At 53.0% G+C, this 25,348-nt stretch carries 25 protein-coding genes; 14 read left to right on the top strand and 11 right to left on the bottom strand.

Annotated features, from left to right (window positions below; translation table 11 throughout):
• Nucleotides 1-3 precede the first annotated feature (3 nt).
• Both ACP158_RS02170 and ACP158_RS02165 read left to right on the top strand, forming a co-directional pair.
• Nucleotides 4-798 (top strand): MvaI/BcnI family restriction endonuclease, encoded by a 795-nt coding sequence (locus ACP158_RS02170; RefSeq protein WP_424947354.1) that lies wholly within the window; start codon nt 4-6, stop codon nt 796-798.
• 235 nt (nt 799-1,033) lie between these two features.
• Entirely contained in the window at nt 1,034-4,009 is a 2,976-nt protein-coding gene (locus ACP158_RS02165) for a valine--tRNA ligase (protein ID WP_424947353.1), read from the top strand.
• A 39-nt stretch (nt 4,010-4,048) separates the two neighbouring features.
• On the opposite strand, the gene ACP158_RS02160 is transcribed toward ACP158_RS02165, so the two are convergent.
• The 6 genes from ACP158_RS02160 to ACP158_RS02135 are packed head-to-tail and all read right to left on the bottom strand — an operon-like array spanning nt 4,049 to nt 10,994.
• Nucleotides 4,049-5,365 carry a nucleotide sugar dehydrogenase gene (locus ACP158_RS02160; RefSeq protein ID WP_424947352.1) on the bottom strand — a complete coding sequence of 439 codons (1,317 nt, stop codon included), beginning with the start codon at nt 5,363-5,365 and terminating at the stop codon, nt 4,049-4,051.
• A 10-nt stretch (nt 5,366-5,375) separates the two neighbouring features.
• Complete coding sequence (locus tag ACP158_RS02155; protein WP_424947351.1) at nt 5,376-6,389, bottom strand: SDR family NAD(P)-dependent oxidoreductase; 1,014 nt, start codon at nt 6,387-6,389, stop codon at nt 5,376-5,378.
• 45 nt (nt 6,390-6,434) lie between these two features.
• Complete coding sequence (gene ileS, locus ACP158_RS02150) at nt 6,435-9,659, bottom strand: isoleucine--tRNA ligase (RefSeq protein ID WP_424947350.1); 3,225 nt, start codon at nt 9,657-9,659, stop codon at nt 6,435-6,437.
• 32 nt (nt 9,660-9,691) lie between these two features.
• Nucleotides 9,692-10,309 carry a rhomboid family intramembrane serine protease gene (locus tag ACP158_RS02145; RefSeq protein WP_424947349.1) on the bottom strand — a complete coding sequence of 206 codons (618 nt, stop codon included), beginning with the start codon at nt 10,307-10,309 and terminating at the stop codon, nt 9,692-9,694.
• Between the two features lie 8 nt (nt 10,310-10,317).
• The gene (locus ACP158_RS02140; RefSeq protein ID WP_424947348.1) at nt 10,318-10,734 is read right to left on the bottom strand and encodes a hypothetical protein; all 417 of its coding nucleotides are present in this window, start codon (nt 10,732-10,734) and stop codon (nt 10,318-10,320) included.
• Nucleotides 10,731-10,994 (bottom strand): YcgL domain-containing protein, encoded by a 264-nt coding sequence (locus tag ACP158_RS02135; protein WP_424947347.1) that lies wholly within the window; start codon nt 10,992-10,994, stop codon nt 10,731-10,733. The genes ACP158_RS02140 and ACP158_RS02135 overlap by 4 nt, the downstream gene beginning before the upstream one ends.
• Before the next feature lie 353 nt (nt 10,995-11,347).
• On the opposite strand from ACP158_RS02135, the gene ACP158_RS02130 reads away from it, so the two are divergent.
• Nucleotides 11,348-11,986, top strand: a complete 639-nt coding sequence (locus tag ACP158_RS02130; RefSeq protein WP_424947346.1) for a LysE family translocator — start codon at nt 11,348-11,350, stop codon at nt 11,984-11,986.
• 120 nt (nt 11,987-12,106) lie between these two features.
• Here the strand turns inward: ACP158_RS02130 and ACP158_RS02125 are convergent, their stop codons facing one another.
• Both ACP158_RS02125 and ACP158_RS02120 read right to left on the bottom strand, forming a co-directional pair.
• A complete protein-coding gene (locus tag ACP158_RS02125; protein WP_424947345.1) occupies nt 12,107-13,468 on the bottom strand; it encodes a citrate synthase in 1,362 nt (453 codons plus the stop codon).
• A gap of 67 nt (nt 13,469-13,535) precedes the next feature.
• Complete coding sequence (locus ACP158_RS02120) at nt 13,536-15,149, bottom strand: D-alanyl-D-alanine carboxypeptidase/D-alanyl-D-alanine-endopeptidase (RefSeq protein WP_424947344.1); 1,614 nt, start codon at nt 15,147-15,149, stop codon at nt 13,536-13,538.
• 176 nt (nt 15,150-15,325) lie between these two features.
• Between ACP158_RS02120 and ACP158_RS02115 the strand changes: the two genes are divergently transcribed.
• Nucleotides 15,326-15,667: a DUF1820 family protein gene (locus ACP158_RS02115; RefSeq protein ID WP_424947343.1), complete on the top strand. Its 342-nt coding sequence runs from the start codon at nt 15,326-15,328 to the stop codon at nt 15,665-15,667.
• Nucleotides 15,668-15,705: 38 nt separating this feature from the next.
• Here ACP158_RS02115 and msrA read toward each other — a convergent pair whose 3' ends face one another.
• Both msrA and ACP158_RS02105 read right to left on the bottom strand, forming a co-directional pair.
• Nucleotides 15,706-16,338: a peptide-methionine (S)-S-oxide reductase MsrA gene (gene msrA, locus ACP158_RS02110; protein ID WP_424947342.1), complete on the bottom strand. Its 633-nt coding sequence runs from the start codon at nt 16,336-16,338 to the stop codon at nt 15,706-15,708.
• A 57-nt stretch (nt 16,339-16,395) separates the two neighbouring features.
• Nucleotides 16,396-16,899 (bottom strand): urate hydroxylase PuuD, encoded by a 504-nt coding sequence (locus tag ACP158_RS02105; protein WP_424947341.1) that lies wholly within the window; start codon nt 16,897-16,899, stop codon nt 16,396-16,398.
• Nucleotides 16,900-17,398: 499 nt separating this feature from the next.
• On the opposite strand from ACP158_RS02105, the gene ACP158_RS02100 reads away from it, so the two are divergent.
• The 9 genes from ACP158_RS02100 to ACP158_RS02060 all read left to right on the top strand — a co-directional run bounded on the left by ACP158_RS02100 (nt 17,399) and on the right by ACP158_RS02060 (nt 24,197).
• Nucleotides 17,399-17,899, top strand: coding sequence for a DUF2244 domain-containing protein (locus ACP158_RS02100; protein ID WP_424947340.1), 501 nt, complete (start codon nt 17,399-17,401; stop codon nt 17,897-17,899).
• A 6-nt stretch (nt 17,900-17,905) separates the two neighbouring features.
• Entirely contained in the window at nt 17,906-18,808 is a 903-nt protein-coding gene (cyoE, locus tag ACP158_RS02095) for a heme o synthase (RefSeq protein WP_424947339.1), read from the top strand.
• A 17-nt stretch (nt 18,809-18,825) separates the two neighbouring features.
• Nucleotides 18,826-19,065, top strand: coding sequence for a DUF2970 domain-containing protein (locus ACP158_RS02090; RefSeq protein ID WP_424947338.1), 240 nt, complete (start codon nt 18,826-18,828; stop codon nt 19,063-19,065).
• A 289-nt stretch (nt 19,066-19,354) separates the two neighbouring features.
• Complete coding sequence (coxB, locus tag ACP158_RS02085; RefSeq protein ID WP_424947337.1) at nt 19,355-20,515, top strand: cytochrome c oxidase subunit II; 1,161 nt, start codon at nt 19,355-19,357, stop codon at nt 20,513-20,515.
• Nucleotides 20,516-20,520: 5 nt separating this feature from the next.
• Nucleotides 20,521-20,748 (top strand): hypothetical protein, encoded by a 228-nt coding sequence (locus ACP158_RS02080; RefSeq protein ID WP_424947336.1) that lies wholly within the window; start codon nt 20,521-20,523, stop codon nt 20,746-20,748.
• A 2-nt stretch (nt 20,749-20,750) separates the two neighbouring features.
• Entirely contained in the window at nt 20,751-20,969 is a 219-nt protein-coding gene (locus ACP158_RS02075; RefSeq protein WP_424947335.1) for a hypothetical protein, read from the top strand.
• Between the two features lie 69 nt (nt 20,970-21,038).
• Complete coding sequence (gene ctaD, locus ACP158_RS02070) at nt 21,039-22,619, top strand: cytochrome c oxidase subunit I (RefSeq protein WP_424947334.1); 1,581 nt, start codon at nt 21,039-21,041, stop codon at nt 22,617-22,619.
• A gap of 147 nt (nt 22,620-22,766) precedes the next feature.
• Nucleotides 22,767-23,309: a cytochrome c oxidase assembly protein gene (locus ACP158_RS02065; protein ID WP_424947333.1), complete on the top strand. Its 543-nt coding sequence runs from the start codon at nt 22,767-22,769 to the stop codon at nt 23,307-23,309.
• Nucleotides 23,310-23,330: 21 nt separating this feature from the next.
• On the top strand, nt 23,331-24,197 hold the full coding sequence (locus ACP158_RS02060; RefSeq protein WP_424947332.1) for a cytochrome c oxidase subunit 3: 867 nt from the start codon (nt 23,331-23,333) through the stop codon (nt 24,195-24,197).
• Nucleotides 24,198-24,263: 66 nt separating this feature from the next.
• Here the strand turns inward: ACP158_RS02060 and ACP158_RS02055 are convergent, their stop codons facing one another.
• Nucleotides 24,264-24,473 (bottom strand): DUF2909 domain-containing protein, encoded by a 210-nt coding sequence (locus ACP158_RS02055; protein WP_424947331.1) that lies wholly within the window; start codon nt 24,471-24,473, stop codon nt 24,264-24,266.
• A 48-nt stretch (nt 24,474-24,521) separates the two neighbouring features.
• Here ACP158_RS02055 and ACP158_RS02050 point away from each other — a divergent pair, with 48 nt between their 5' ends.
• Nucleotides 24,522-25,331 (top strand): SURF1 family protein, encoded by an 810-nt coding sequence (locus ACP158_RS02050; protein ID WP_424947330.1) that lies wholly within the window; start codon nt 24,522-24,524, stop codon nt 25,329-25,331.
• The last annotated feature ends 17 nt before the right edge of the window (nt 25,332-25,348 follow it).

The raw sequence follows: 25,348 nt of genomic DNA, 5'->3' as shown, positions 1-25,348 counted from the left end.
ACAGTGACAAAAATTTATACAAAACAATCTTTAATAGAAGAGCTTAAAAAGATTGCGGCAATGGGTTGGATTCCTAATGCTCGCCCCGGCAACGATGGCGCGGTCGGCAATACTTTGGAAGACCTGCTTGGAATAGAAGAAAACAATCTGCCAATGCCCAATGCGGCGGAGTGGGAACTCAAGACGCAACGATTAGGCACTTTAGCACTCACGACCTTGCTTCATATGGAACCGTCCCCTCGCGCCATAAAATTTGTACCAATGATACTTTTGCCGCAATATGGCTGGCAACACACGGAAGCTGGCAATAAATACCCAGAGGGTGAAATGAGTTTTCGGCAAACCATTCATGCTCTCTCAAGAAGCAACCGAGGATTTGTGGTAAAAATTGATCGGACAACAAGTCGGGTACTTATATCGTTTGATGCCTCCGCCGTGGCTAGCCATCATGAGGAATGGCTTGGTGGAGTGAAAGATAAGTCTGGACTCGGGGAGTTAGAGCCGCAACCTTATTGGGGCTTTGATGATTTACAACATAGGGCGGGAACTAAATTACCGAATAGCATTTATGTACAAGCCGAAGTTAAAAAAGAAGACGGCACGGAATTTTATAAATATTCCAAAGTCATAATGTTGAAAAAATTCAAGTGGGAAGGTTTTTTACAAACCCTTGAACGGGCACAAATGCTTGTGGATTTTGATGCCCGCACTGGACATAATCATGGCACAAAATTTCGTATGCACAAAAACTCCTTACCTACCCTCTACGAGGAATCGGCGACAATTATCGGACACTAGGCAGACTTTGGGCTACCCTAAACCACTCAAAGTTGGGGAGATCAGCGGCGGGAATTATCTTGAAAACTTGCAGTTGCTGTGCGGCAGATGCAACCGATTGAAAGGGAACGTGGAGTTGCGAGCCAAGTTGGAAAGGCAAGGGATTATTTAGCCGTGCCGAGAAGAAAGCCGCAAAGCCCAAGTGCAAATTTATTAACGCGTAAAAAGATGCGGCTTAAAAAACTACATGTTTGCGATGGCATTTTTCGTAATGACCATGGACAAACCCTATAACCCAGGCGATATCGAATCGCGCTGGTATCGCCACTGGGAGCAGCAGGGGCGCTTCTCCCCGGGTCCGCCCGACCCGCACAAGCCGCCTTACTGCATCATGATACCGCCGCCGAATGTTACGGGTAGTTTGCATATGGGTCATGCGTTTCAGGACACCATCATGGATGCTTTAATCCGATATCATCGGATGAAGGGCTGCCGCACTTTGTGGCAGCCGGGCATGGATCATGCCGGCATCGCCACGCAGATGGTGGTGGAGCGGTTGATCAATGCGCAGGGCAAAACCCGCCACGATTACGGTCGCGAGAAGTTCATCGAAAAAGTGTGGCAATGGAAATCCGAATCCGGCGGCACCATCGCGCAGCAACTGCGGCGCATGGGCGCATCTTGCGATTGGGAAAACGAAAGGTTCACTATGGATGAAGGGTTAAGCGAAGCGGTCGTGCAAGTGTTTGTCGAGTTGTTTGACGAGGGCATTATTTATCGCGGCAAGCGGCTGGTGAACTGGGATCCGGTTTTGCATACCGCACTGTCCGACCTTGAGGTTTTATCGCAGCAGGAGCAAGGCAGTCTGTGGCATTTGCGTTACCCGCTTGATGATGGCGAAGGCTATCTCACGGTCGCCACCACACGGCCGGAGACGATGTTGGGCGACAGCGCGGTGGCGGTGCATCCCGATGATTCTCGATTCACGCACTTGGTCGGCAAGTTGGTCGCGTTGCCGCTGACTAAGCGCAAACTGCCCATCATCGCGGACGAGTATGTCGACCCTGAGTTTGGCTCCGGTTGCGTGAAGATCACCCCGGCGCACGACCACAACGATTATCAGGTGTGGCTGCGTCATCGCCACAAGCAGGCAATGACCGAGCAGATTCACGGCGGCTTGATCAACGTGTTCACCGATGACGCCGCCATCAGGGGCAATGTGAATGATGGAGATATTGATGAAGGGGAACTGATTCCTAAGGCGTATATCGGACTGGATCGGTTTGCAGCGCGCGCCAAGATCGTCGCTGATTTGCAAGCGCAAGGATGGTTGGAGCGCATTGACGATCATGCGCTGATGATTCCGCGAGGCGACCGCAGCGGCGCGGTCATCGAGCCGTATTTGACCGACCAATGGTATGTCGATCTGACCCGCGATAAACTTGAAGATGGCCGTCCCGGCGGCAAAGCGAAAATCACCGACCCGGCGATCGCGGCGGTGCGCGACGGCACTATCGAATTTGTGCCGGCCAATTGGCGCAAGACCTATTTTCAATGGCTGGAGAATATCGAAGACTGGTGCATCTCGCGGCAGATTTGGTGGGGACACCGCATTCCGGCCTGGTATGACGAGCAAAGCAATATTTATGTCGGCAAGGACGAAGCCGCCGTGCGCAAAAAATATGCGTTGCCGAACAATCGCAAACTGCGCCAGGACGACGATGTGCTCGATACCTGGTTCAGCTCCGCGTTGTGGCCGTTTTCCACGCTGGGCTGGCCGCAAAAAACCGAGCGGCTGAATACCTTTTATCCTACCAGTGTTTTGGTGACCGGGTTTGATATTATATTTTTCTGGGTCGCCAGGATGATTATGATGGGCACCAAGTTTATCGGGCAAGCGCCATTCCGGCAGGTTTATATTCATGGCTTGATTCGTGACGCGCATGGCCAAAAGATGTCCAAGTCAAAAGGCAATGTGCTGGATCCGATTGACTTGATCGACGGCATTGAACGGGATGCGCTGGTCGACAAGCGCGTCAAAGGCATGATGCAGCCGCACCTAACTTCAAGCATCGCCAAACAAACCCGCACCGATTATCCCGACGGCATCCCCGGTTTTGGCGCCGATGCCTTGCGTTTCACTTTTGCCGCGCTGGCGTCAACCGGCCGCGACATTAATTTTGATTTGCGGCGCATTGAAGGATATCGCAACTTCTGCAACAAAATCTGGAATGCCGCGCGCTTTGTGTTGCTGAACGCCGCAGGCAAGGACTGCGGACAGGATTCAATTGGATTGGGGTCCACTGAGGTTGCGCTTTCCAGCGCGGATAAATGGATGGTGTCGCAACTGCAGCGCAGCGAGTTAAAAATAGACCAGGCGATCAATAAATATCGCTTCGATTTGGCGGCGCAGGAAATTTACGACTTGGTCTGGAACAAGTATTGCGATTGGTATTTGGAGCTATGCAAGCCGGTGCTTAATGATGGCGATGGCGATGGTCGCTCCTGCGCATCCAGCGCCCGCGACATACAGGCCGTCCATGGCAATAACGATGACGATGACGCGGCGCAAGTCGCGGCGCGGCGAACTTTGGTGAGGGTGTTGGAAGCCATGCTGCGCCTTATCCATCCGATCATGCCGTTCATCACCGAGGAAATTTGGCAGGCCATCGCGCCGCTGGCGGGCAAGCGCGGCGCGACCATCATGACCCAGCCGTATCCGCAGTTTGATGCCGACAAGATTGACCCGCAGGCGGAACAGGAAATGGAATGGGTCATGCAGGTTATCCTCGCCATCAGAAACATCAAGGGCGAACTGAATATCGCGTCGGGCAAACTCGTGCCGGTGTTGCTCGCGCATGCGTCGCCCGCCGATCTCGAACGGCTGAAGCGCAACGTATCCAGCATTGAAGCGGTCGGCAAAACCGCATCCATCGGCATCCTGGGCGATGGCGATGAGCCGCCGGAATCTTCCATCGCCATGGTCGACAATATGAAACTATTGATCCCGATTGCCGGACTAATCGACCAGGATGCCGAGCTGGATCGACTGAACAAATTGGCGAGCAAGACCCGGGATGAACTCGACAAAACGGCTAAAAAGTTAGCCAATCAAGGGTTTGTTTCCAAAGCGCCGGAGGCAGTGGTGGAGAATGAAAAGAAGAAGTTGGCCGATCTTGAGGCAAGACTATCCGGAATTGTTGAGCAGACCGAGAAAATCTCGGCGCTGTGACCCGAATTTCTTGACCGGTATTCTTATCCGCTGTTCCGATTAGGCATGAATGATAGTGTCGGTCTGGAACTTCGCGTATCTGCCACGGGTATCGACAATTAGCCTGGCATGATTTTGGATCATCTGGTAATCAAAACAATCATGATCTGTGGCTATCAATATCGCATCAAATTGCTCAAGATTCTGTTGCGTTATTGGTACGCTCGCTAAATCAAAATAATGATTGCGCAGGCGTGGAAAAACCGGCACATAGGGGTCGCAATAGGCGATTTCCGCACCGGCATTTTCCAGCAACGCCATAATCGCAACCGCCGGTGACTCGCGCATATCATCAATGTTCTTCTTGTACGCTATGCCCAGGATTAGAACTTTAGCGCCAGCCAAAGTTTTATCGAAACGTTCAAGGCCCTGTGAGAGTTTTTCAACCACCCAATTTGGCATCGCAGTATTAACCTCCCCGGCCAGTTCAATGAAGCGGGTATCGACCCCGTGTTTTTTCGCTTTCCAGCTTAAATAAAACGGGTCGATGGGAATGCAATGACCACCGAGCCCGGGGCCCGGATAGAACGGCGTGAAGCCAAAAGGCTTGGTTTTCGCGGCCTCGATGACTTCGTGAATGTTAATGCCCATGCGATCAGCCACCATTTTCATTTCGTTGACCATGCCAATGTTCACCGCCCGATAAATGTTTTCAAGCAGCTTTGCCATTTCGGCGACCTTGACCGAGCTGACCGGCACAACCACATCAATCGTCTTCCGGTACAGGGCTAATCCCACCTGCAGACATCGGTCGGTATAGCCGCCGCAAATTTTCGGGATTTTACGGGCGTCAAAATCAAGGTTGCCGGGATCTTCTCTTTCAGGCGAGTAAACCAGAAATATTTGTTCGCCCACGGTCAAGCCGGTGGCGCTAATGCGCGGGTAAAGCTCCTCTTCGGTGGTGCCCGGATAGGTGGTGCTCTCCAGCGACACCACTTGTCCGGCGTGCAAGTGCGGCGCGATGGCGTCTACGGCGTCAATGACAAAACTCAAGTCCGGCGCACGCTGCTTGGTGAGCGGCGTTGGCACGCAGATAATTAATGCCTCGGCGCGCGCGCTCATCGCGTAGTCATCGGTGGCGGTGAAGCCGGCCGCGACCGCTTGCGCGATGTGCGTGTCTTTGATGCGCTCGATATAACTTTTGCCGGCGTTTAGTTTTGCGACTTTGTCGGCATCAATGTCAAATCCGATGACCTGGTATCCGACGGTGCTAAATCGCAACGATAGCGGGAGACCCACATAGCCGAGCCCAATGACGCCGATGGTCGCCTCGGCGTCATTGAGTTTTTTGATCAGCCTTGCCTGAGTGTTGTTCAAGTCGTATTGTTCAATCTTTGGTCTTATAATAATCTTTATACCACGCGGCAAATTTACCCAAGCCCGCAACGATACCTGTTGTCGGCTTGAACTTAAAATGCGCGCTAAATCGGCTCATATCGGCGTTGGTCGCCAGCACATCTTCAGGCTGCATCGGCAGCATTTGGTATTGCGCCTTGATCCCTAAGGCCTGTTCAAGGGCGTGAATATAATCCATTAAATTAACCTGGCTGCCGTTGCCGAGGTTAAAGATTCGGTGGCGCGCCGCGCTGCTTTCCGGGGTTGGGTTGGAGCGGTCGAAGTCAGGGTCCGCGCTGGCCGGCGCGTCGATCACGCGCACGATACCTTCGACCACATCGTCGATGTAGGTGAAGTCTCGGGTCAGATTTCCGTTATTGAATATCGGTATTTTTTCGCCGTTCAGCATCAGTCGCGTGAACTTGAAAAACGCCATGTCAGGCCGTCCCCAGGGACCGTAAACGGTAAAAAACCGCAGTCCAGTGCAAGGCAAATCGTATAAATGCGCGTAACTATGCGCCATTAATTCATTGGCTTTTTTGGTCGCGCCGTACAGGGATACAGGATGGTCGACCGGGTGGTTTTCGTTAAACGGCAGTTTGGCGTTGCTGCCGTAAACCGAGCTGCTGGAGGCATACACCAGATGCCCGGCCTGGCCCTGCCGACATCCTTCCAGTATGTTGGCAAAACCAACCAGATTCGAGTCGATATAGGCCGCCGGATTCTCTATGGAGTAACTCACACCGGCCTGGGCGGCCAGGTTAGCGACCGCGTCAAACTGGTGCGCCGCAAATAAATCATGCATCGCAGCACGGTCAGCAATATCCGCTTGCAAAAATGAAAAATTGTTGTTTAACTGTAAATTATTCAGACGCGCCTGTTTCAGACTGACGTCGTAATAGTCGCTCATATTATCGATCGCAACAACCGTGTCTCCGCGATCAAGCAGCCAGCCGCCCAGCGCCGCGCCGATAAATCCTGCTCCGCCGGTAATGAGTATTTTCATCCGAGTGATTTTAACTCAGGCGGACTGGATTCTGGTGGTCATTAATTACTGTCTGGCCAATACGATTTGCCAACTATCGTCTCCGAGGGAGCGGTTTACCCGAAACCCGTGGTCGAGCTTGCCGTCCACCGCGGAAGTGATTTTTTCGTCATCGCTTTTTTCTCGGGCGCTGCGCAACTCCAGTGCAAGGGTTTCTGTCATTATATAATCACGGTGCTGTTGCAACGCTTCGAGGACTTGGTCGGTGCCGATGATGTCAAGCGCAATGCGGTCCGAGATTTCCAGCCCGGCGGATTTGCGCGCGTCTTGCACAGTGCGCACCAGCTCCCGGGCCAGGCCTTCGATAATCAAGGCATGGTCAAGCGACGTATCCAAAGCAACCAGACAACCGTCGGCGCTGCTCGAGGCATAGCCTGCAGCCGATGCGGTTTGCACTTGGATATCTTCAGGCTCAAATTCCATGCGCCGCCCATCAATTTCAAGTTCAAAATTCCGCTGCTGCTGCACCCGCCTAACAATGACGGCACTGTCTGCGCTTGCCAGCGCGGCTTTGATGGCGGGCATGAGTTTTCCGTAGCGCCGGCCCAATCTGGGGAAGTTTGGAGCGACTGTGAAGCTGACCAATTCGGCGTCGGATTCAATGAACTGCACGGTCTTGACATTCAACTCTTCACGGATTTGGCGACTATGCTTGCGCGCGGCGGCCTGCGTCGCTTTACCCTGCGGGCACTTCGCATCGGCAACGCATACCAGGATGCGAGACAACGGCTGACGCACTCTGACCCGGCTTTGTTCGCGGGCCGAACGCCCCAATCCAACAATGGTTTGCACCACATCCATTTCGAACACCAATTTATCGTTAAGGCGGGCCGGATCAAATTCTGGCCATGGTGCCAAGTGCACGCTTGGTTTTGCCCGCTCGTCGCACTTTGATAGATTTTGATACATGGCCTCGCTCAAGAAAGGCATAAAGGGCGCGACGATACGCTGCGCTATATCCAGGCACTCGTACAAGGTCAGGTAAGCCGATTGTTTGTCATCGCCGTCATCACTCTTCCAGAATCGCCGGCGATTTCTTCGCACATACCAGTTGCTAAGCTGGTCTATCAGTTTCTCGATAGCCTGCCCGGCAGCAAAAGCATCGTAGTTGTCCAGCGCATCGGTTGCGGTTTTTATGGTTTGATGTGCAAGGGCTAAAATCCATTGATCGATTTCCGGTCGGGAATCGCAGGCAACCTCTCTTTTCAGGTCAACCGAATCCAGCCGGGCATACAGCACGAAAAACGAGTAGGTGTTCCAAAGGGTGTTGACGAAGGTGGCGGCGACTTCCCTGACAATATCTATTGAGATTCGTTTTTGGGCATCCGGCGCGGTGCGCGCCAGGAACAACCAACGCAGCGCGTCCGCGCCGATGGTGTCGAACACGTCGTAGGGGTTGACGATGTTGCCTTGCGACTTGGACATTTTTTTGCCGTGTTCATCAACGATGTGACTCAGGCAAACACAGTTTTTGTAGGCCACGCTGTCGTCAACCAAGGCGGCAATGGCGTGTAGCGTATAAAACCATCCGCGCGTTTGGTCGATCGCCTCGCAAATATAATCGGCCGGGAAATGCTTCTCGAACAGGTCCTGATTCTCGAATGGGTAATGCCACTGCGCGTAGGTCATGGCGCCGGAATCAAACCAGCAATCGATCACTTCCGGCACCCGGCGGTACTCGCGCCCCGCTTTGGTAAATTTGATTTGATCGATTTGCGGGCGATGCAAGTCCAGATCGGTCAACGATTGGCCGGTCAGCGTCTCTAATTCCTGCACCGACCCGACGCAAATAAAATCGCCTTCTCCGTCGCTCCACAGCGGCAACGGCGTGCCCCAAAAACGCTCGCGCGACAGCGCCCAATCGACATTATTTTCCAGCCAATTTCCAAACCGCCCATCGCGAATCGTTTCGGGAACCCAGTTTATGGTTTTGTTAAGGGCAACCATTCGGTCCTTGATGGCGGTGGTCTTGATATACCAGGCTTCCTTGGCGTAGTAGATTAGCGGGTCGCCGGTGCGCCAGCCGAATGGGTAGTTGTGCACCATTTTTTCAGCGCGAAACATCAAGCCGCGTTCGCTCAGCATCTCGATGATAATCGGATCGGCATCCTTGAAGAACTTGCCGGCCAGTGGCGTGACTTCGGCCACAAAGCAGCCGTCCAGGCCGACGCCATGGAGCACCGGCAAGCCTTCGCGCTTAGCCAGGTCCAGGTCATCGACGCCGTAGGCCGGCGCCGTGTGAACGATGCCGGTGCCGTCTTCGGTGCTGACGAAATCGGCGGCAACCACGCGGAAGCAGTCGCCCGATTCCACCGTCAAGTAATCAAACAGGCGTTGATAGCGCCGGCCGACCAGCGCCGAGCCTTTGACCGTGTCGATGATTTCATGCGGCGCATCGGCGAGGGTGGCCTCGACCCGCGCCCGCGCCATAATCAAAATCTCGTCGCCGCAGGCCACGCGCGCGTAGTCGATATCCGCGCCCACCGCCAGCAGCAAGTTGGACGGCAAGGTCCACGGCGTGGTGGTCCACACCAGCAGCGAAGTGTTGTCCTCGCCGGCAAGCCGAAAGCGCACCGTAATCGAAGGATCCTCAACTTCCCGGTAGCCTTGCGCCACTTCGTGGGATGACAGCGTGGCGCCAATGCGCGGATCATACGGCACTACTTTGTAGCCTTTGTAGATCAAACCCTTGTCCCAAATTCGCTTTAACAAATTCCAGGTTGACTCGATATAGTCGTTGTCCAGCGTATAGTAAGCCTGGTCAAGGTTCACCCAATAACCCATGCGCCGGGTCATCCGCTCCCATTCGCCGATGTAGGTCATCACCGATTCGCGGCAGCGGCGGTTGAACTCGGCGACGCCAACTTGGCTTTCGATTTCCTTCTTGTCAAAGATGCCCAGTTGCTTTTCTATTTCATGCTCCACCGGCAAGCCGTGGGTATCCCAGCCGCCCTTGCGCGGCGCATAGTAGCCGCGCATGGTTTTGTATCTGGGATAAATGTCCTTGAACGCGCGCGCCAGCACATGATGGATTCCCGGCTTGCCGTTTGCCGTGGGCGGGCCTTCGTTGAAACTGAACCGCGGCTTGCACGCGCTTTGGGCAAGGGATTTTTCAAAAATAGCATGCTCCTCCCAAAACTTGAGTATGCGCTGTTCCAGTTGCGGCCCGTTATAGCGGCCCTGGACTTCATCAAAAACCTGCGCTTCAACAATGTTTTTTTCGCCAGACATATCAAATACTTTGCTTCTCAATTTCCCCAATATTAATGCGTTTTCGCAGTGGCCCGCACCACGCCGGATACGATTAACCCGATGACCATCCCGCTCAGCAGGCCTGCGGTGTGGGCGGTATTTGCCACACTTAGTCCAAATAGTTGTTCGAGTATTCCCGACCAGCAAATTAAAAACCAGCCCAACATCAATTTAATAATCACCGGGTTTAGCCGTATGCCGAACCCCGGGTTGGTCAGGCTTTGTATCCAGACATAGCCAAAATAACCGTAAATAACCCCGGACATGCCGCCAAACAAGGGTCCCGAGACAAAATACTGCGCCAAGTTAGAGACCGCGCTGAGCGCCAATGTCAGCGCGCCCAAGCTGCCCATGCCTTGGCGCCATTCAATCAGCCGGCCGAGCTCCCAGGTCCACAGCATGTTGAAGACGATATGAAAAACGCCGAAGTGCAAAAACATCGGCGTGACCAGACGCCACCATTGGCCGCCGAAGATTTCAGGCAGCATCGGTCTGAGGTATTCGGAAATGAGCAACGGCGCGGCGATGGTGTGTTGGTTGAGCACGTTCATCAGCAAATAAACCATGACGGATATCGTTACCATCACGATAGTCAGCGGCGGGTGCCGGGGAATCATACGGGGAATCATGCCGGGAATCACGGTGCCATCTCAATACGATCACTTGCGCCCAAAGTAACCTGTCTGCCGTCCAGGGTAACGAAATGCCTGCCTTTGATGGACTTCTGTTTGGCTTGATAGAGCGTGCTCATGCCGTCTTCGGCAATCACCCGAATATCGATTATCTTGTTATCGGACTGATAGCTGAGGATAAAAACGGTGATGGATATGGCCATCAATACCGCCAAAATACAATAAGCCACAGTGCGCGTGGACAATGATCCTGGTTGGCTGGTTTTTCGCTGGGCTTGCCGGTGCGGCTGCTCACTGGTTTTCTTGGGCGTGTTCCGAGTCGATTGAGGCGCTTTGTTGCCGCGTCTCTGGTCATGTCTGTGGCGAAAAACCAGTACCACCACGATAATCACCGTCAGCGTGAATAAAACCTTTGTGATCATATTGTTTCGGGTATTCTTTCTGGTTCATGATCTCCCGGCGGCAATTGTAAATAATAACCCTCGATTTCGAGTTGACGCATGACTTCATCGACCTTAGCCTGCGCCAGGCGACGCGCTTTAGTGAGCTTTATATCCAGCACAAAGTCGAGTTTGCCCAGCAACCTTAACAGAGATTCCGGGACACGCTCAAAATTGTCTTTGGCGGTAATGTAAAGGTAGGCATTTTCCTTGCGCAGGCCTTTGTATATCCAGGTGTGCATGGCGCAATTCTACCCTAGAACCGATGCGCTGCGTGGTCCGAGCGCGCGCAGCGGCCGGAAGTGAGGCTTCAGCCTCGCAAAGCCATTGCAGATTGCGGGACTGCGGTCATATGATTGGATACGCAGGCTTTATTTTTATCCTCTTATTCGTCTCATTTGTGTCGGAGCCCGGACACAATGAATGGGACGCTATGCTTGATCGCCTAACCGCTGCGATAGGCATTCGATAGGCAATGAAGTCCTGTTAAACTCGCTGAAATTCCCGCTTTGCCGTGAACATTGATATGAACATCAATATGCACATTAATATGCGAACGGGCCGTATATCGAACAGTTGATAGCATGATATAGAGATGATGTTGTTTGAAATTTCCACACTACTGAGTTTTTCTTTAGTGGCATTCATGCTGGTGATTTCTCCTGGGCCCGATACCATGCTGATTCTCCATCGTAGTACGTCGGGCGGCATATCTTTGGGCATGGCCACAGTAGCAGGCGTTCAAGTTGGGCTTGTTTGCCATACGCTATTGGCGATACTCGGACTTTCAGCGTTAATCGCTTCCTCGCCATTGATGTTTAAAGGGGTTGCGTTGGCAGGCTCTTTGTATCTGATTTGGTTGGCTATTCAAAACATGCGCGCAAGCAAAAAAGCAGGGGTTTTGATAACGGATTCTGAGCAGAGTCTGCTTAATGCATTCTGTGATTCTATGCTCTGCAACATTTTGAATCCAAAAGTTATCTTGATATACCTCGCGCTTATGCCAAACTTTGTGACCCTGGAATTTGGAAATGTGAAATCCCAACTCCTGATTCTCGGCGCTTTGCTGATACTGATAAATACTGTTTGGCAAATACCGCTGTGTCTGGCTGCATTTTCAGCACATAAATACCTTAAAAACCCGACAGTGAAAAAATATATTGACTGGGGCGCGGGCTGTATTTTAATGTTGTTTGCCGTGGCTATGTTTTATGAAAACATAATACAAGGATAAAATGCGCTGCGGATAAAACACAAAGATAAAATACTCGATTGAGTGGGTAAGCGCCTCTTCGTGATTTCTGCCGCTCTGCGTGCCGCTCCACGTAGATCAGGGCGTGATTCGCTATGCCGCCTATTTGCCGCCCCACAACCACGACCAACTGGTTTTCTTTTCGGTGTGACCGCGTTTGTCGATTGGAACATAGGGTCGTTTAGCCTCCCCCGTATACAGCTGACGCGGCCGACCGATTTTTTGCTCATCGTCAACCAGCATTTCCTTCCAATGCGAGATCCAGCCCACGGTTCTGCCAATGGCGAACATCACGGTAAACATCGAGGTCGGAAAGCCCATGGCTTTCAGGATTATTCCCGAATAGAAATCCACGTTGGGATACAGTTTCTTGTCGATGAAATACGCATCCTTCAAGGCTCTTTCTTCGAGTTTCATGGCCAGTTCAAGTTGCGGATTATTAATCCCTAAAACATTGAGCACTTCATGGCAAGTAGCGCGCATGACGGTCGCGCGCGGGTCGTAATTCTTGTACACGCGATGGCCGAAACCCATCAGCCGGAATTTGTCGTTTTTGTCCTGCGCCTTTTTGACATACTTATCGATTTGATCGGCGGAGCCGATCTCGTCCAGCATCTTCAACACCGCTTCGTTGGCGCCGCCATGCGCCGGGCCCCATAACGAAGCAATCCCCGAGGCGATGCAGGCATAAGGATTGGCGCCGGAAGAGCCGGCCAAGCGCACCGTTGAAGTCGATGCGTTTTGCTCGTGGTCGGCATGCAGAATCAGAATTTTGTCAATCGCCTTGACCAGCACCGGATTGAGTTTGTAGTCCTCGGCCGGGTTGGAGAACATCATTTGCAATACATTCTCCGAATAGGACAATTCATTGCGCGGCGTGGGGAACGCCATGCCCAGGGAATACTTGAATGCGCAAGCGCCGATGGTCGGCATCTTGGCGATCAGCCGATGCGCGGCCATGCGCCTTTGCTCGATATCCGTTATATCGGTGCTGTCGTGATAAAACGCCGATAGCGCGCCGACCACACCGACCATGATCGCCATCGGGTGGGCGCTGCGCATGAAGCCGGAATAAAACCGCGCCAGTTGTTCGTGAATCAGGGTATGATTTCTGATGTCCGCGTCAAACGACGATTTTTGCTCCGGGGTGGGCAGTTCGCCGTATAGCAGCAGGTAGCAGGTTTCCATGAAATCACTTTTGGCGGCGAGTTCATCGATGGAATAGCCGCGATGCAACAGCGTGCCTTCGGCGCCGTTGATAAAGGTGATGCTGGATTTGCACGATGCGGTCGAGGTGAAGCCGGGATCGTAGGTGAGAATGCCGGTGTCGCCGTACAATGCCTTGATATCAACCAAGCGGTTGCCCATGGTCCCAACCCGGGCAGGTAATTGCCAGGATTCGCCGGTGCTGTTGTCGGTCAGGGTGAATGAATCGGCGGCGGCTTGCGTGTTCTGGTCGCTCATTAAAATCTCCAGTGATGAACTGCGGATGGTTTTTTATGCGCCGACAATCATACCACAATCCCCCGCCTCAGCGATTGTAGATCCACTCCAAAACCGCGTCCTGAATAACATTGCCATTGCCAAAACTTACGTTTTTTGATTCAATCATCATGGCCACAGAGTAATGCTTGTTGTCGCGGGCATTAACAAATCCGGCCATGCTACGCACGCGGTTGATCAGCCCGGTCTTGATGCGCGCCCGGCCCGGCGGCAACGCGCTCATCCGCAATCTTTTTTTCATGGTGCCATCCAGGGCGGCCAGGGAAAATGACGACAGGAATTCGGCGCGGTAGTTGCTGCGCCAACCCTGTTGAAGTAGCGCGGTCAGGTTGGCCGTGGTGATGCGGGTTTTTCTGGATAGCCCGGCGCCATTGTCGATGATCAACTCGGGCATAATGCCTACATTCTCCGACAGCCAATTGTTGATGGCGGCGATGCCGCCGGCTACGGTCGCGGGTTGGTTTTGCCCTTGCGCTTGTTGGCGGTGCGCGTCCAGGCTCAGCAGCAACTGGCGCGCCATGACGTTGTTGCTGTACTTGTTGATGCTGGCAATAATGTCCGCCAAGGGCTCAGACGGGTAACTGAGGATGGCGATGGCATGGTCGGTCGGCCGATTTTTTGCTCCTGCAAAATCGGCACTTCCACCTTCGGCTTTGGCTTCCTCGGCTTTGGCTTCCTGCGTCGCTCTACCGCCACCATCCTTGGTGGCGTGCGTCGCTCTACCTCCGCCATCCATGGCGTCGTCCCTGGCGGTCGGCAAATAATTGTTCCCGACATTATTTGCACTTCCACCATCCCTGGCGGTCGGCAAATAATTGTTCCCGACATTATTTGCACTTCCACCATCCCTGGCGGTCGTTATTTTATAACCGCCGTCGAAGGCGCCGCCACTCATGCGCCACAAGTATTTGAACAAGCGATAAGTGTATTCGTGGTTGGAAAACAGTGATCTGGCGATGGCATGTTGGCCGCAGCGGCTGCGATACTTGCCGTTGAATCGGGCGATGACTTGGTCGCCTGTTTTGTGCAACTCATAGGACCAACCACGATTACGGCCACGATTACGCTTAGGGCATTTCCCCGGCTGCGGTTTCATGTTATTTTCCACCACAAGACCGCTAAGCGGCGGGTCGGCAAAAACCGCTATGCGAGTTTCCCCGTTAGTTTGCATGGGCTGAATAATAAATCGTGTCGCCGAAAAATTAACCAACGCCGCGTCCGGCTCGACGTTATAAAGCCGCGACGGTTGGCCGTCGAATCGCGCGCGGTCGTGATTGGCGACATCAAACAGGGAATTGTCAATCACCAGGCTGCCGGTGATGGTGTGAATCCCGCGTTGCCGCAGGGACAACACATGATGCAAAAACTTGTCCACCGTCAGAAACGGATCGCCGCCGCCTTGCAGCACCAGATCGCCGTTCAATACGCCATTGCTAATGGCGCCGTCGGCGAAGTATCTGGTATGCCACTGGTAGGCCGGGCCCAGAATCTCAAGCGCCGCCAGTGTGGTGACTAACTTGATCACCGATGCCGGGTTTCTGGGTGCATTGCTGTTTAAACTGACCAGCGTGTGTTGCGACTCCGTTGCTTGAATATCCAGGCTAACCGCGCTTAACGGGATGCCGTGTTTTTTTAGCAGCATAGCCACACTGTCCGGCAGCGGCTGGGATCTGAGTATATTGGGGAATAGGCAAACCAGGCTGATCAGGAGCGCCAGGCTATAAACGTAATTATGGCAAGAACCCATTAGTTGTTTTTGCAGAAATGATATAATCAACGGTGATTCGCATTCTATGTCAGCCTATGAGCAAGCAGACCATGAACAACAAGAAAGGCATTTACAAAATTCAGTTTCACAATCAGGGGAAGCTGTATGAACTATATGCCAGGCAAGTCAGCATGAGCAACATGTACGCTTTTATCGAGGTTGCGGATATTATATTTGGCGAGAAAACAAAGGTCGTGGTCGACCCGTCCGAAGAGAGATTGAAACAGGAATTCAGCTCGGTCAAGCGAACCTATATCCCGCTGCATTCGGTGGTCAGAATTGATGAAGTTGACAAGGAAGGCATCAATAAAATTATCGACAAAGCCGATGTCGAGAGCGCCGTCAGCAACATCACGCCGTTTCCCATGCCGCCGCTGCAACCGAAAAACTAGGCCGCCGATCCAACACAGCGGCCAATCCCGCTGTAATCCTAAGCGCAGCGAACGCCGATCCCGCCCAGCCCGCAATATCCACCAGGATTCTTTGCAAGATATTGTTGATGATAGTCCTCGGCGTAGTAAAATTCCGGCGCCGGCGTTATCTCCGTGGTGATGTCCCCATAGCCGGCGTCTTTTAAACTCTTCTGATAGGATGCTTTGGATTGCATGGCCAAGGCCAGTTGCTCGTCGGCATAGGTATAAATAACCGACCGATACTGGCTGCCGCGGTCATTGCCCTGGCGCATGCCCTGAGTCGGGTCGTGCGATTCCCAGAACAGGCTTAACAAGGTTGAATAGGATGCCTTGGCCGGATCGAAAACCACCAATACGACTTCGGCATGGCCCGATAGACCGCCGCAGACATCGTCATAAGTCGCGTTTTTGGTGTCACCGCCAGCATACCCCGCGGCCGTGGTGAACACGCCATCGAGCTCCCAGAATTTTCTCTCGGCGCCCCAAAAGCAGCCGAGACCGAATACCGCGCTTTGCAAGCGCTCATCGAACGGCCGCAAAATCGGATGGCCATTGACATAATGCTTGTTGGTGACCGGCATTGCCTCATTTCTATCGGGCAGCGACTCGGATGGACCAGGCCGTGTCGCAGTTCTTAAAAATGCAAGCATGGCTGGACCGCAATAAACTTCGCCGAGCGGAAATCCATTTCCTTCAGCGCGGCGGCGTTAAAACGGCAATCCGTGCATGAATCCAACCATGCACATAATCATCGGGATGGACAGCATCGTGTTCGCTCGCGACGCCATTAATGCGATGCATTTTGCTTTACCGATTTCTTCCGCGCTTGCCGTAACCAGGCCCAGAATTTTTTTCTGGTTGGGCCAAATAAGCGCCCAGACATTGAACAGCATAATCGTGCCGAGCCAGGCGCCAATGCCAATTATTTTTACCGCAAGCGGCCCGCTCAATGTGAACGCGGCGACGAAACCGGCGCCAGATGACTCTAAAGCGATTGCGCCTGTAATCCAGGTCGCGAGCGCGCCCCATCGGAACCATAGCAACGCGCGCGGCGCCACATATTTTGAAATCGCAGCGGGGCCAGGCCCCTCTGAATCTCCGGCGGCTTCCGCCACCGCCGGCACCTGAACGAAATTGAAATAATACAGCAGGCCGATCCAGGTGATGCCTGCAAGCACGTGTAACCAAACAATCAAAGACCAAACATTCATGATTTAAACCTCTTAATTTTTTGATGAAAGCGACCGCACTACAAAATAAGCGCGATAACGATGGCGAGGACAAAGCCGGCTGCAATGGTGCCGGTGATGCTTTTAAGTGGGTTCATATTGCTATTAAGCAGGTTCATAATTATAGGCTCCAGAAGATGGGGTTAAAAGTCAGTGCAACTTGAATTAACGATATGGGCGGCGTCTGCAAGTTTCAAGAATAATGGCGGTTAATGTGGATTGCAAGCAATAAGACGAATAATACCACAAGAAAAACCGCGCCGCCGCAAAGAGCGACCGCAGCGGGAGTCGGCTGGACTGCGGGCCGCCACAGGGGCAAGCCTTCGCGGGATAATTTTGATAGAATCGAAGGCCAATGTCTGCTCACAAAAGCCGTCGGCTGAGGCATATCCTCCAACGATCCCGACGACATCGAAAAACCGACTGACACGCGCCATAACCCAATGCGCCATAACCCAATCATACTCATGTTCCATAGCCCATGCCCGCCCACGCCGAGTTCGTGATTCGCCCGAATAGCGCCTGCCATCCCCGATCATGGCATAAGGTTTTTGCGCTATTGGTGGTTGTCTGCCTGAGCATCGCCAGCAGATTTGCGCTGCTGGGATACTGGATGATTCTGCCCTTTGCGCTGATGGATGTGTTGGCGGTGGGCTTGATTTTGCGCCTGGTCGCGCGCCAGTCGGCGTATATCGAAACAATACGGGTCGATGGCGAGAAGGTGGAAATTCAGCATATCCAGAAAAATAACAATGCCAGTTGGCAGTTTCCGTTGCACTGGATTCAAGTGAACTTGCAATCGCCCCAACACCGTTGGTATCCGCATAAACTGCTGCTCGGCAGCGCCGGCAAATGGGTCGAGATTGGCCGATGCCTGACCAACGAGGAACGCATAACGCTGGCTCAGGCGATTCGTAATCAAGTCTTGCGCTTCGATGGCATCGATAAGGGCCGATGGCCCGGCGTAAATCAACCGGCGTAAATAAACATGAGTGAAGCGATCCAGCACAGGCTGCATTGGCGAGCATATCTGGCGCTGTGCAAACCCAAAGTGGTGTTGCTAATCCTGTTCACCGCGTTGGTCGGCATGGTGTTGTCCACCGATGGATGGGTGCCGTTTAACGCCTGGTTTTGGGGGTTGCTCGGTATCGGCTTGGCCGCGTCCGCGGGCGCCGCGCTGAATCATTGGGTGGACGAGGAAATTGACGCGCGCATGCAGCGCACCCGCAACCGACCGCTGCCGGTCGGCAGTATCACCGGCCAGCAAGCGGTTATTTTTTCATTATCGTTGGCAGCGTTGTCCATGGCGGTTCTGCTCAGTTTCATCAATGCGCTGACCGCGGCATTAACCTTCGCCTCCATGGTCGGCTATGCGGTGATTTATTCCATGTTCCTGAAGCGCAGCACGCCGCAAAACATCGTCCTCGGCGGCGCCGCCGGCGCGGCGCCGCCGGTATTGGGCTGGACCGCGGTGACCGGCGAGATTCACGGCGAAGCGCTATTATTGTTCTTGATAATTTTTATCTGGACGCCGCCGCATTTTTGGGCGCTGGCGATCAAGCGGGTGGACGATTACGCTAAAGTCGGCGTGCCGATGCTGCCGGTGACCCACGGCATCGCCTTCACCAAACTGCATATCCTGCTCTACACCATCTTGCTGGTGGCAGTTACCCTGATGCCGTTTCTGGTAATGATGAGCGGCACCCTTTATCTGGCCGGCGCCATCGCCCTCGGCATCGGCTTCGTCTATCACGCGGTCAAGTTATATCGCGCCGATGGCGACCGGCACGCCATGAAAACCTTCGGCTACTCAATTTTTTACCTCAGCGCTTTGTTCGCATTCCTGCTGTTGGATCATTATGCGCGAATTATCATTCGTAATTTTTTATAGGCAATGGCATTCACACGATGAGCACCCACAATCAACCTCCTGAAGATCCAAACTTAAAAAAACAGGCGGTCACGTTTTTCACCATTATCCAGAGCGTCTTTTCCTCTTTTATCGGCATACAAAATAATGCCAATCGAAAACGCGATTTTGAAAGCGGCAAATTCTGGCATTTTTTCGCCGCGGGCATTATTTTTGTTGTGATTTTTGTGGTGGCGTTGTGGCTTGGCGCGAAATACTTAATTGCGACTGCTGCTTAAAATCCAGGGCGGGTATGACCACAAAAATGGGTGGCATTAAAACTTGAACACAAATACCCCAAATCCGGGCTTTGAAGTTATAATCGCCAACGCACAGCGGGTAAATAGTTGACGGCAACGGTGCTCTTGCTCAATTTGGCTGCCATGCCGCCTTTTTTGAGATCAGTGGATTATGTGCGACTTAATTAATTTTAACAGGACAATCGTAATAATGCGGCCCATATGATTTTATTGTATATTATTATTGTTGGCGAGGATGCATAAAAATTTAATGAACAAAATTCAACGAATGCCTGAACGAATGCCTGAACGCGCGCACAAAAGAGCGGCGAAAGTCATGTTGGGTCTGGCGCTGTGGGCGATTAGTTTCACGGCGGCGGCCGATTGGCAACTCAATTTAACTCAGGGGATAACGGAAATCAGCCGGCGGGTTTACGACATGCACATGATGGTGTTATGGATATGTGTGGCGATTGGTATTTTGGTGTTCGGCGCGATGGCGATCAGCATCGTCATGCACCGCAAATCCAAAGGCGTTATCGCGGCGACTTTCCACGAAAGCATCACCGCGGAAATGCTTTGGACCGTGGTTCCGTTTGTGATTTTGGTGGCCATGGCGATTCCCGCGGCCAAGACCCTGATTGTGATGGAAGACAGTTCCGATGCGGACATCACCATCAAGATTACCGGCCACCAATGGAAATGGGAATACGAATATCTCAACGAGGGCATCCGCTTCATCAGCAGTTTGCACGCCGACAGCCGCGAGGCCGCGGTGCTTGGCTCCGGCATCGACCCGCACACGGTGGACAATTATTTGCTGGAGGTGGACAAGCCGATGGTGCTGCCGGTCGGCAAGAAGATTCGGTTTTTGCTGACTGCAAATGATGTGCTTCATGCCTGGTGGCTACCGGCTCTGGCGATTAAGAAAGACGCCGTGCCCGGCTTCATCAATGAAATGTGGACCAAAATTGACGTCGATAAAGTCGGGGTTTATCGCGGTCAATGCGCCGAGTTGTGCGGGCGCGACCATGGTTTCATGCCGATTGTGGTGGAAGCGAAAACCGAAGCCGACTATAATCAGTGGGTTATTCGGGAACTTGCCGCCGCCGAGCAAGCCGCGAGTTCGGCGGATCGCGAATGGGCGATGGACGAGTTGATGGCGAAGGGCGAGGCGGTTTATGGCGCCACTTGCGCCGCCTGCCACCAAGCCAACGGCGCCGGCATTGCCGGAGTATTCCCGGGCCTGGTCGGTAGCCAGATGGTGCTCGAAGATATCGAATCCCACATCGACATCGTCATGAACGGCAAGCCCGGCACCGCCATGCAAGCCTTCGCCGCGCAACTCGGCGACGTCGATATCGCCGCCGTCATCACCTACGAGCGCAACGCCTGGGGCAACGACACCGGCGACGCAGTACAGCCGGCCGCGGTCAAGGCGATGCGGTGATGGGCATGCTCGCCATAGAAACGCATGAGTTCATCAAGGAACTCGCCGAAGCCGGCTTGAGCGAACGCCAAGCCGAAATTATCGCGCGCCATCAAGCGGCCATTGTCGAAAAAAACTTGGCGACCAAGCATGACATTGAGATGTTGAAAAAAGATCTGACCATAAAGTTCGGCGTCGGTTGGGTTGCCGCAGTTGGAATCATTCTCGGCGCACTGTCGGTGATGCTGAAATAAAAATGACGACGACGGACAAAGCGACCATGGGCGACCTCGCAATGGAGGCGCACGAGTTCATCAAGGAACTCACCGCGGCCGGCCTAACCGAGCGCCAAGCGGAAATTATCGCGCGCTACCAAGCGAGTGTTGCCGAATATAACCTGGCGATTAAACGCGACATTGAGGCGGCGCGCAAGAAAACCGATATGCTGAAAAAAATGACATTCAGTTCGCGATGATGGGTGCTCGCCATAGAAACGCGCGCATCATTGACGATTGAATATAAACTACCACGATAGAGCAACCCCATGAACGCATACGCAACCCACGCCGACCCCCACGATCATCACGGCCCTGCGCCCGGACTGATGCGCTGGATCACCACCACCAACCACAAGGACATCGGCACTTTGTACCTGTGGTTCGCGTTTATTATGTTCTTCATCGGCGGCTTCATGGCGCTGATTATCCGCGCCGAACTGTTTCAGCCCGGCCTGCAAATCGTCGACCCGCATTTCTTCAATCAGATGACCACGCTGCACGCGCTGGTCATGATCTTCGGCGTGGTCATGCCGGCTTTCGTCGGGCTGGCCAACTGGATGCTGCCGATGATGGTGGGCGCGCCGGACATGGCGTTGCCGCGCATGAACAACTGGAGTTTCTGGATCCTGCCGTTCGGGTTTGCGATGATGCTGTCCACCCTGTTCATGGAAGGCGGCGCGCCGGCCGCCGGCTGGACTTTGTATCCGCCGTTGTCATTGCAAACCGGCAATGCCTTGCCGTTTATCATTTTCTCGATTCACCTGCTTGGGATTTCATCCATCATGGGCGCGATCAACATTATCGCCACCATCATGAACCTGCGCGCGCCGGGCATGACGTTCATGAAAATGCCGCTGTTCGTGTGGACCTGGTTTATTACCGCTTATTTGCTGATCGCGGTCATGCCGGTATTGGCGGGCGCGGTGACCATGCTGTTGACCGACAAGTTTTTCGGCACCAGTTTTTTCGACGCGGCCGGCGGCGGCGACCCGGTGATGTTCCAGCATATTTTCTGGTTCTTCGGTCACCCGGAAGTCTATATTTTGATTCTGCCGTCATTCGGCCTGGTGTCCGAAATCATCCCAACCTTCTCGCGCAAAAGATTGTTCGGCTATAGTTCCATGGTCTATGCCACCGCCTCCATCGCCTTTTTGTCGTTTATCGTCTGGGCGCATCACATGTTCACCGTGGGCATGCCGTTGATCGGCGAGTTGTTCTTCATGTTCTCCACCATGCTAATCGCGGTGCCGACCGGCGTGAAAGTGTTTAACTGGGTATCGACGATGTGGCGCGGGTCGCTGACGTTCGAGACGCCGATGCTGTTCGCTTTGGGTTTTGTGGTGATGTTCACCATCGGCGGTTTTTCCGGGTTGATGCTAGCTATGACCCCTATCGACTTCCAATATCACGACACCTATTTTGTCGTCGCCCACTTCCACTATGTGCTGGTGCCGGGCGCGGTTTTCGGCATTATCGGCGGCGTCTATTATTGGCTGCCGAAGTGGACCGGCAACCGATATAACGAAGGATTGGGCAAATGGCATTTTTGGCTGTCGACCATTTTCGTGAACATCCTGTTCTTCCCGATGCACTTCGTCGGGCTGGCTGGCATGCCGCGCCGCATCCCGGATTACGCGGTGCAGTTCACCGACTTCAACCAGATCGCGACCATCGGCGCATTCGGTTTCGGCTTCTCGCAAATCCTGTTCCTGATTCTGGTGGTGAAATGCATCCGCGGCGGCGAAAAAGCCAGCGACACGGTTTGGGAAGGCGCGCGCGGTTTGGAGTGGACGCTGTCCTCGCCGCCGCCGTACCATACTTTTTCAGTGCAGCCGGTGATTAAATAAGACCGTCAATTGACCTGTTTTTGGATCACGATGGACAAAAAAGTAAAGAATACGGTGATTGCGCTTTTCGCGGTGGCGCTGATAATCTATTTTGGATTTATCTTTTTGGCCGGCAGCGGACGCCTGTGACCCGGTGACGCCGCGACCATGCCAAAACCAAACCTGACCCGACCGCAGCGCCGCATCGTGATGCTGTTCGCCATCCCGCTGGTCATGTTCGGCTTCGGCTATTTGATGGTGCCGATTTACAATGTGTTTTGCGATCTCACCGGCTTGAATGGCAAGACCGGCAGTATTTCTGTTAGCCAGGCGCATGAATTTGAAATTGACGCACAGCGGCTGGTGAAAGTGGAATTTCTCAGCGTCTTGAATCAGCAAGCACCGTGGAAATTCGCCCCGCTGCTGCGCAGCATGATGGTCAATCCGGGCCAGCCCTACACCACCCACTATATCGCCGTCAATCAACTGGGGCGTGAGATGGTCGGCCAGGCGATTCCCAGCGTGGCGCCAGCGAAAGCGGCCGCTTATTTCAAAAAAACCGAATGTTTTTGCTTTAGCCAACAAAAGTTTGAAGCGAATGAATCAAAACAAATGCCGTTGACTTTTGTGATCGATCCAGCGTTGCCGGACGACATCAACACAGTGTCGCTTTCGTACACGTTTTTTGATGTCAACAATCGAATAAACTAAACAATATTGAGAGGCACAGTTATGGCAGAGGTGGCGCGCGGTCACTATTTCGTCCCCGAGGCGGCAAAATGGCCGCTGGTCGGTTCCATTGCATTAACCTTGATCATGGGCGGGTTCGCTTCCTATTTAAACGGCAGCGCGCTCGGCTCGAAATTCAGTATTGCGGGTTTCATGCTCCTGGTGATCATGTTGTTCGGCTGGTTCGGCACCGTGATTCGGGAAAGCGAATCCGGCACTTACCAACCTTGGGAAGACATGTCCTTTCGGCTGGGAATGAGTTGGTTTATTTTTTCTGAAGTCATGTTCTTCGCGGCTTTCTTCGGCGCGCTGTATTATGCTCGAATACTTTCAGTGCCTTGGCTGCTTGGTGAAGGCACGGGCACTGAGACCCACATGCAACTGTGGGGGACTTATGCCGAGATTTGGCCGACCAATGGGCCCGGAAATTTAGGCGCCAGTGACTTCCACATGGGTTGGTGGCCGCTGCCGTTCATCAATACGATTATTCTGCTTAGTTCCGGGGTTACGGTCACCTGGGCGCACCATGCGATCAAAGCCAATCATCGCGCTCAACTCATAATCGGCCTGTTCCTGACCGTTGCCCTCGGGTTCTTGTTCGTCTATTTACAAGGTGTGGAATACATCGAAGCCTATCATGCTGGCATGACACTCAGCAGCGGCATCTATGGCTCGACATTTTTTATGCTGACCGGATTTCATGGCATGCACGTGACCTTGGGCGCGATCATATTGACGGTTATGCTGTTTCGCGCAATCCGTGGACATTTCACCCCTGAACGGCATTTTGCCTTCGAAGCCGCCGCCTGGTACTGGCACTTTGTGGATGTGGTTTGGCTGGGATTGTTTATTTTCGTGTACGTCCTTTAACCCACGAGTCACCACCGTCGCAGATTTTTAGAAACGGCGCGCGCCGTTTTGGTTCGCCCATCGTTCTTATTGCCCAAATCCGTGAGGAGAAATCCAGCCGAATTGTACGCCAACAAATAAAAGCAGCATAATAAACAGCGACAACCCCACGCGAATGAACAGTGATTTAACCACCCGTGTGGAGGCGGCAGGATCCTTGACCATATAGTAAAACGCCGTGAACAAGCTGACGACGACAAACAGCAACAGCGCGACCAGTATAATTTTGAACATCATTGATTAACGGCGGCATTGAATAAATAACGGATAGAGGAGGGCGATAACATGATCACGGATTGCGAAAAAAAACCAATTGAAAATAGGATTAAACCCGGGATTATCAAACCTGAGATTATTAAACCTGAGATTATCAAACCTGAGATTATTAAACATGCCGTCATGGTTGTCTATCTATTGTGTTTATCGTTATTGTTGGGGTTAGGCGGTTGGCAGCTCGGCCGGGGCTTGGAAAAAAACCAGGTTGAGGAAGCCGTTTCCGAACCGCAAAATCAACCCATCGTCATAAAAAAACAGCCTGAAAGCTGGGGCGATATAAAGTACAAAAGGGTACAACTGGATGGAAATTGGCTGGCGGGAAAAACATTTTTGTTAGACAATCGCGTCTATCGCGGGGAAGTCGGTTATGAAGTGTTGCATCCCATTCGGCTTGTCGGCGACAGCAGCGTGATGTTAGTCAATCTCGGCTGGGTTGCAAAGAAACGGATTAAGGAGGTCATGTCAAGCAACGCCGGGTTAATCCGCAATGACTCGGTTGGGCCAGAAAAAGTGACCGGCCAACTGTATTTACCGGACAAAGGGTTTACGCTGGGCGCAGCCTACACAAATGAAGCTTCCTGGCCGAAAATAATCCAGTATTTCGATCAGGCGGCGTTGTCAAAAGCGTTAGGGGTCGATCTGGAGCCGGCAGTGGTTGTTTTGGACTCAAACCCAAATCGAGGCTTAATCAAAATCTGGTCGCCCTATGTGGTCAACGCCTCGCGCCATTTCGGCTATGCTTTTCAGTGGTGGGGATTAGCTTTGGTCTTGATCATTTTCGGTATGATATGGTGGCGTAACGGCAATCGGCAATCTTGATATGATGGCCTGATATG

Source organism: Candidatus Spongiihabitans sp., from assembly GCF_965247905.1.
Lineage (GTDB): Bacteria > Pseudomonadota > Gammaproteobacteria > Arenicellales > Poriferihabitantaceae > Spongiihabitans.
Note: the sequence above shows the minus strand (reverse complement) of the source record. Positions and strands in the feature narration are given on the sequence as shown.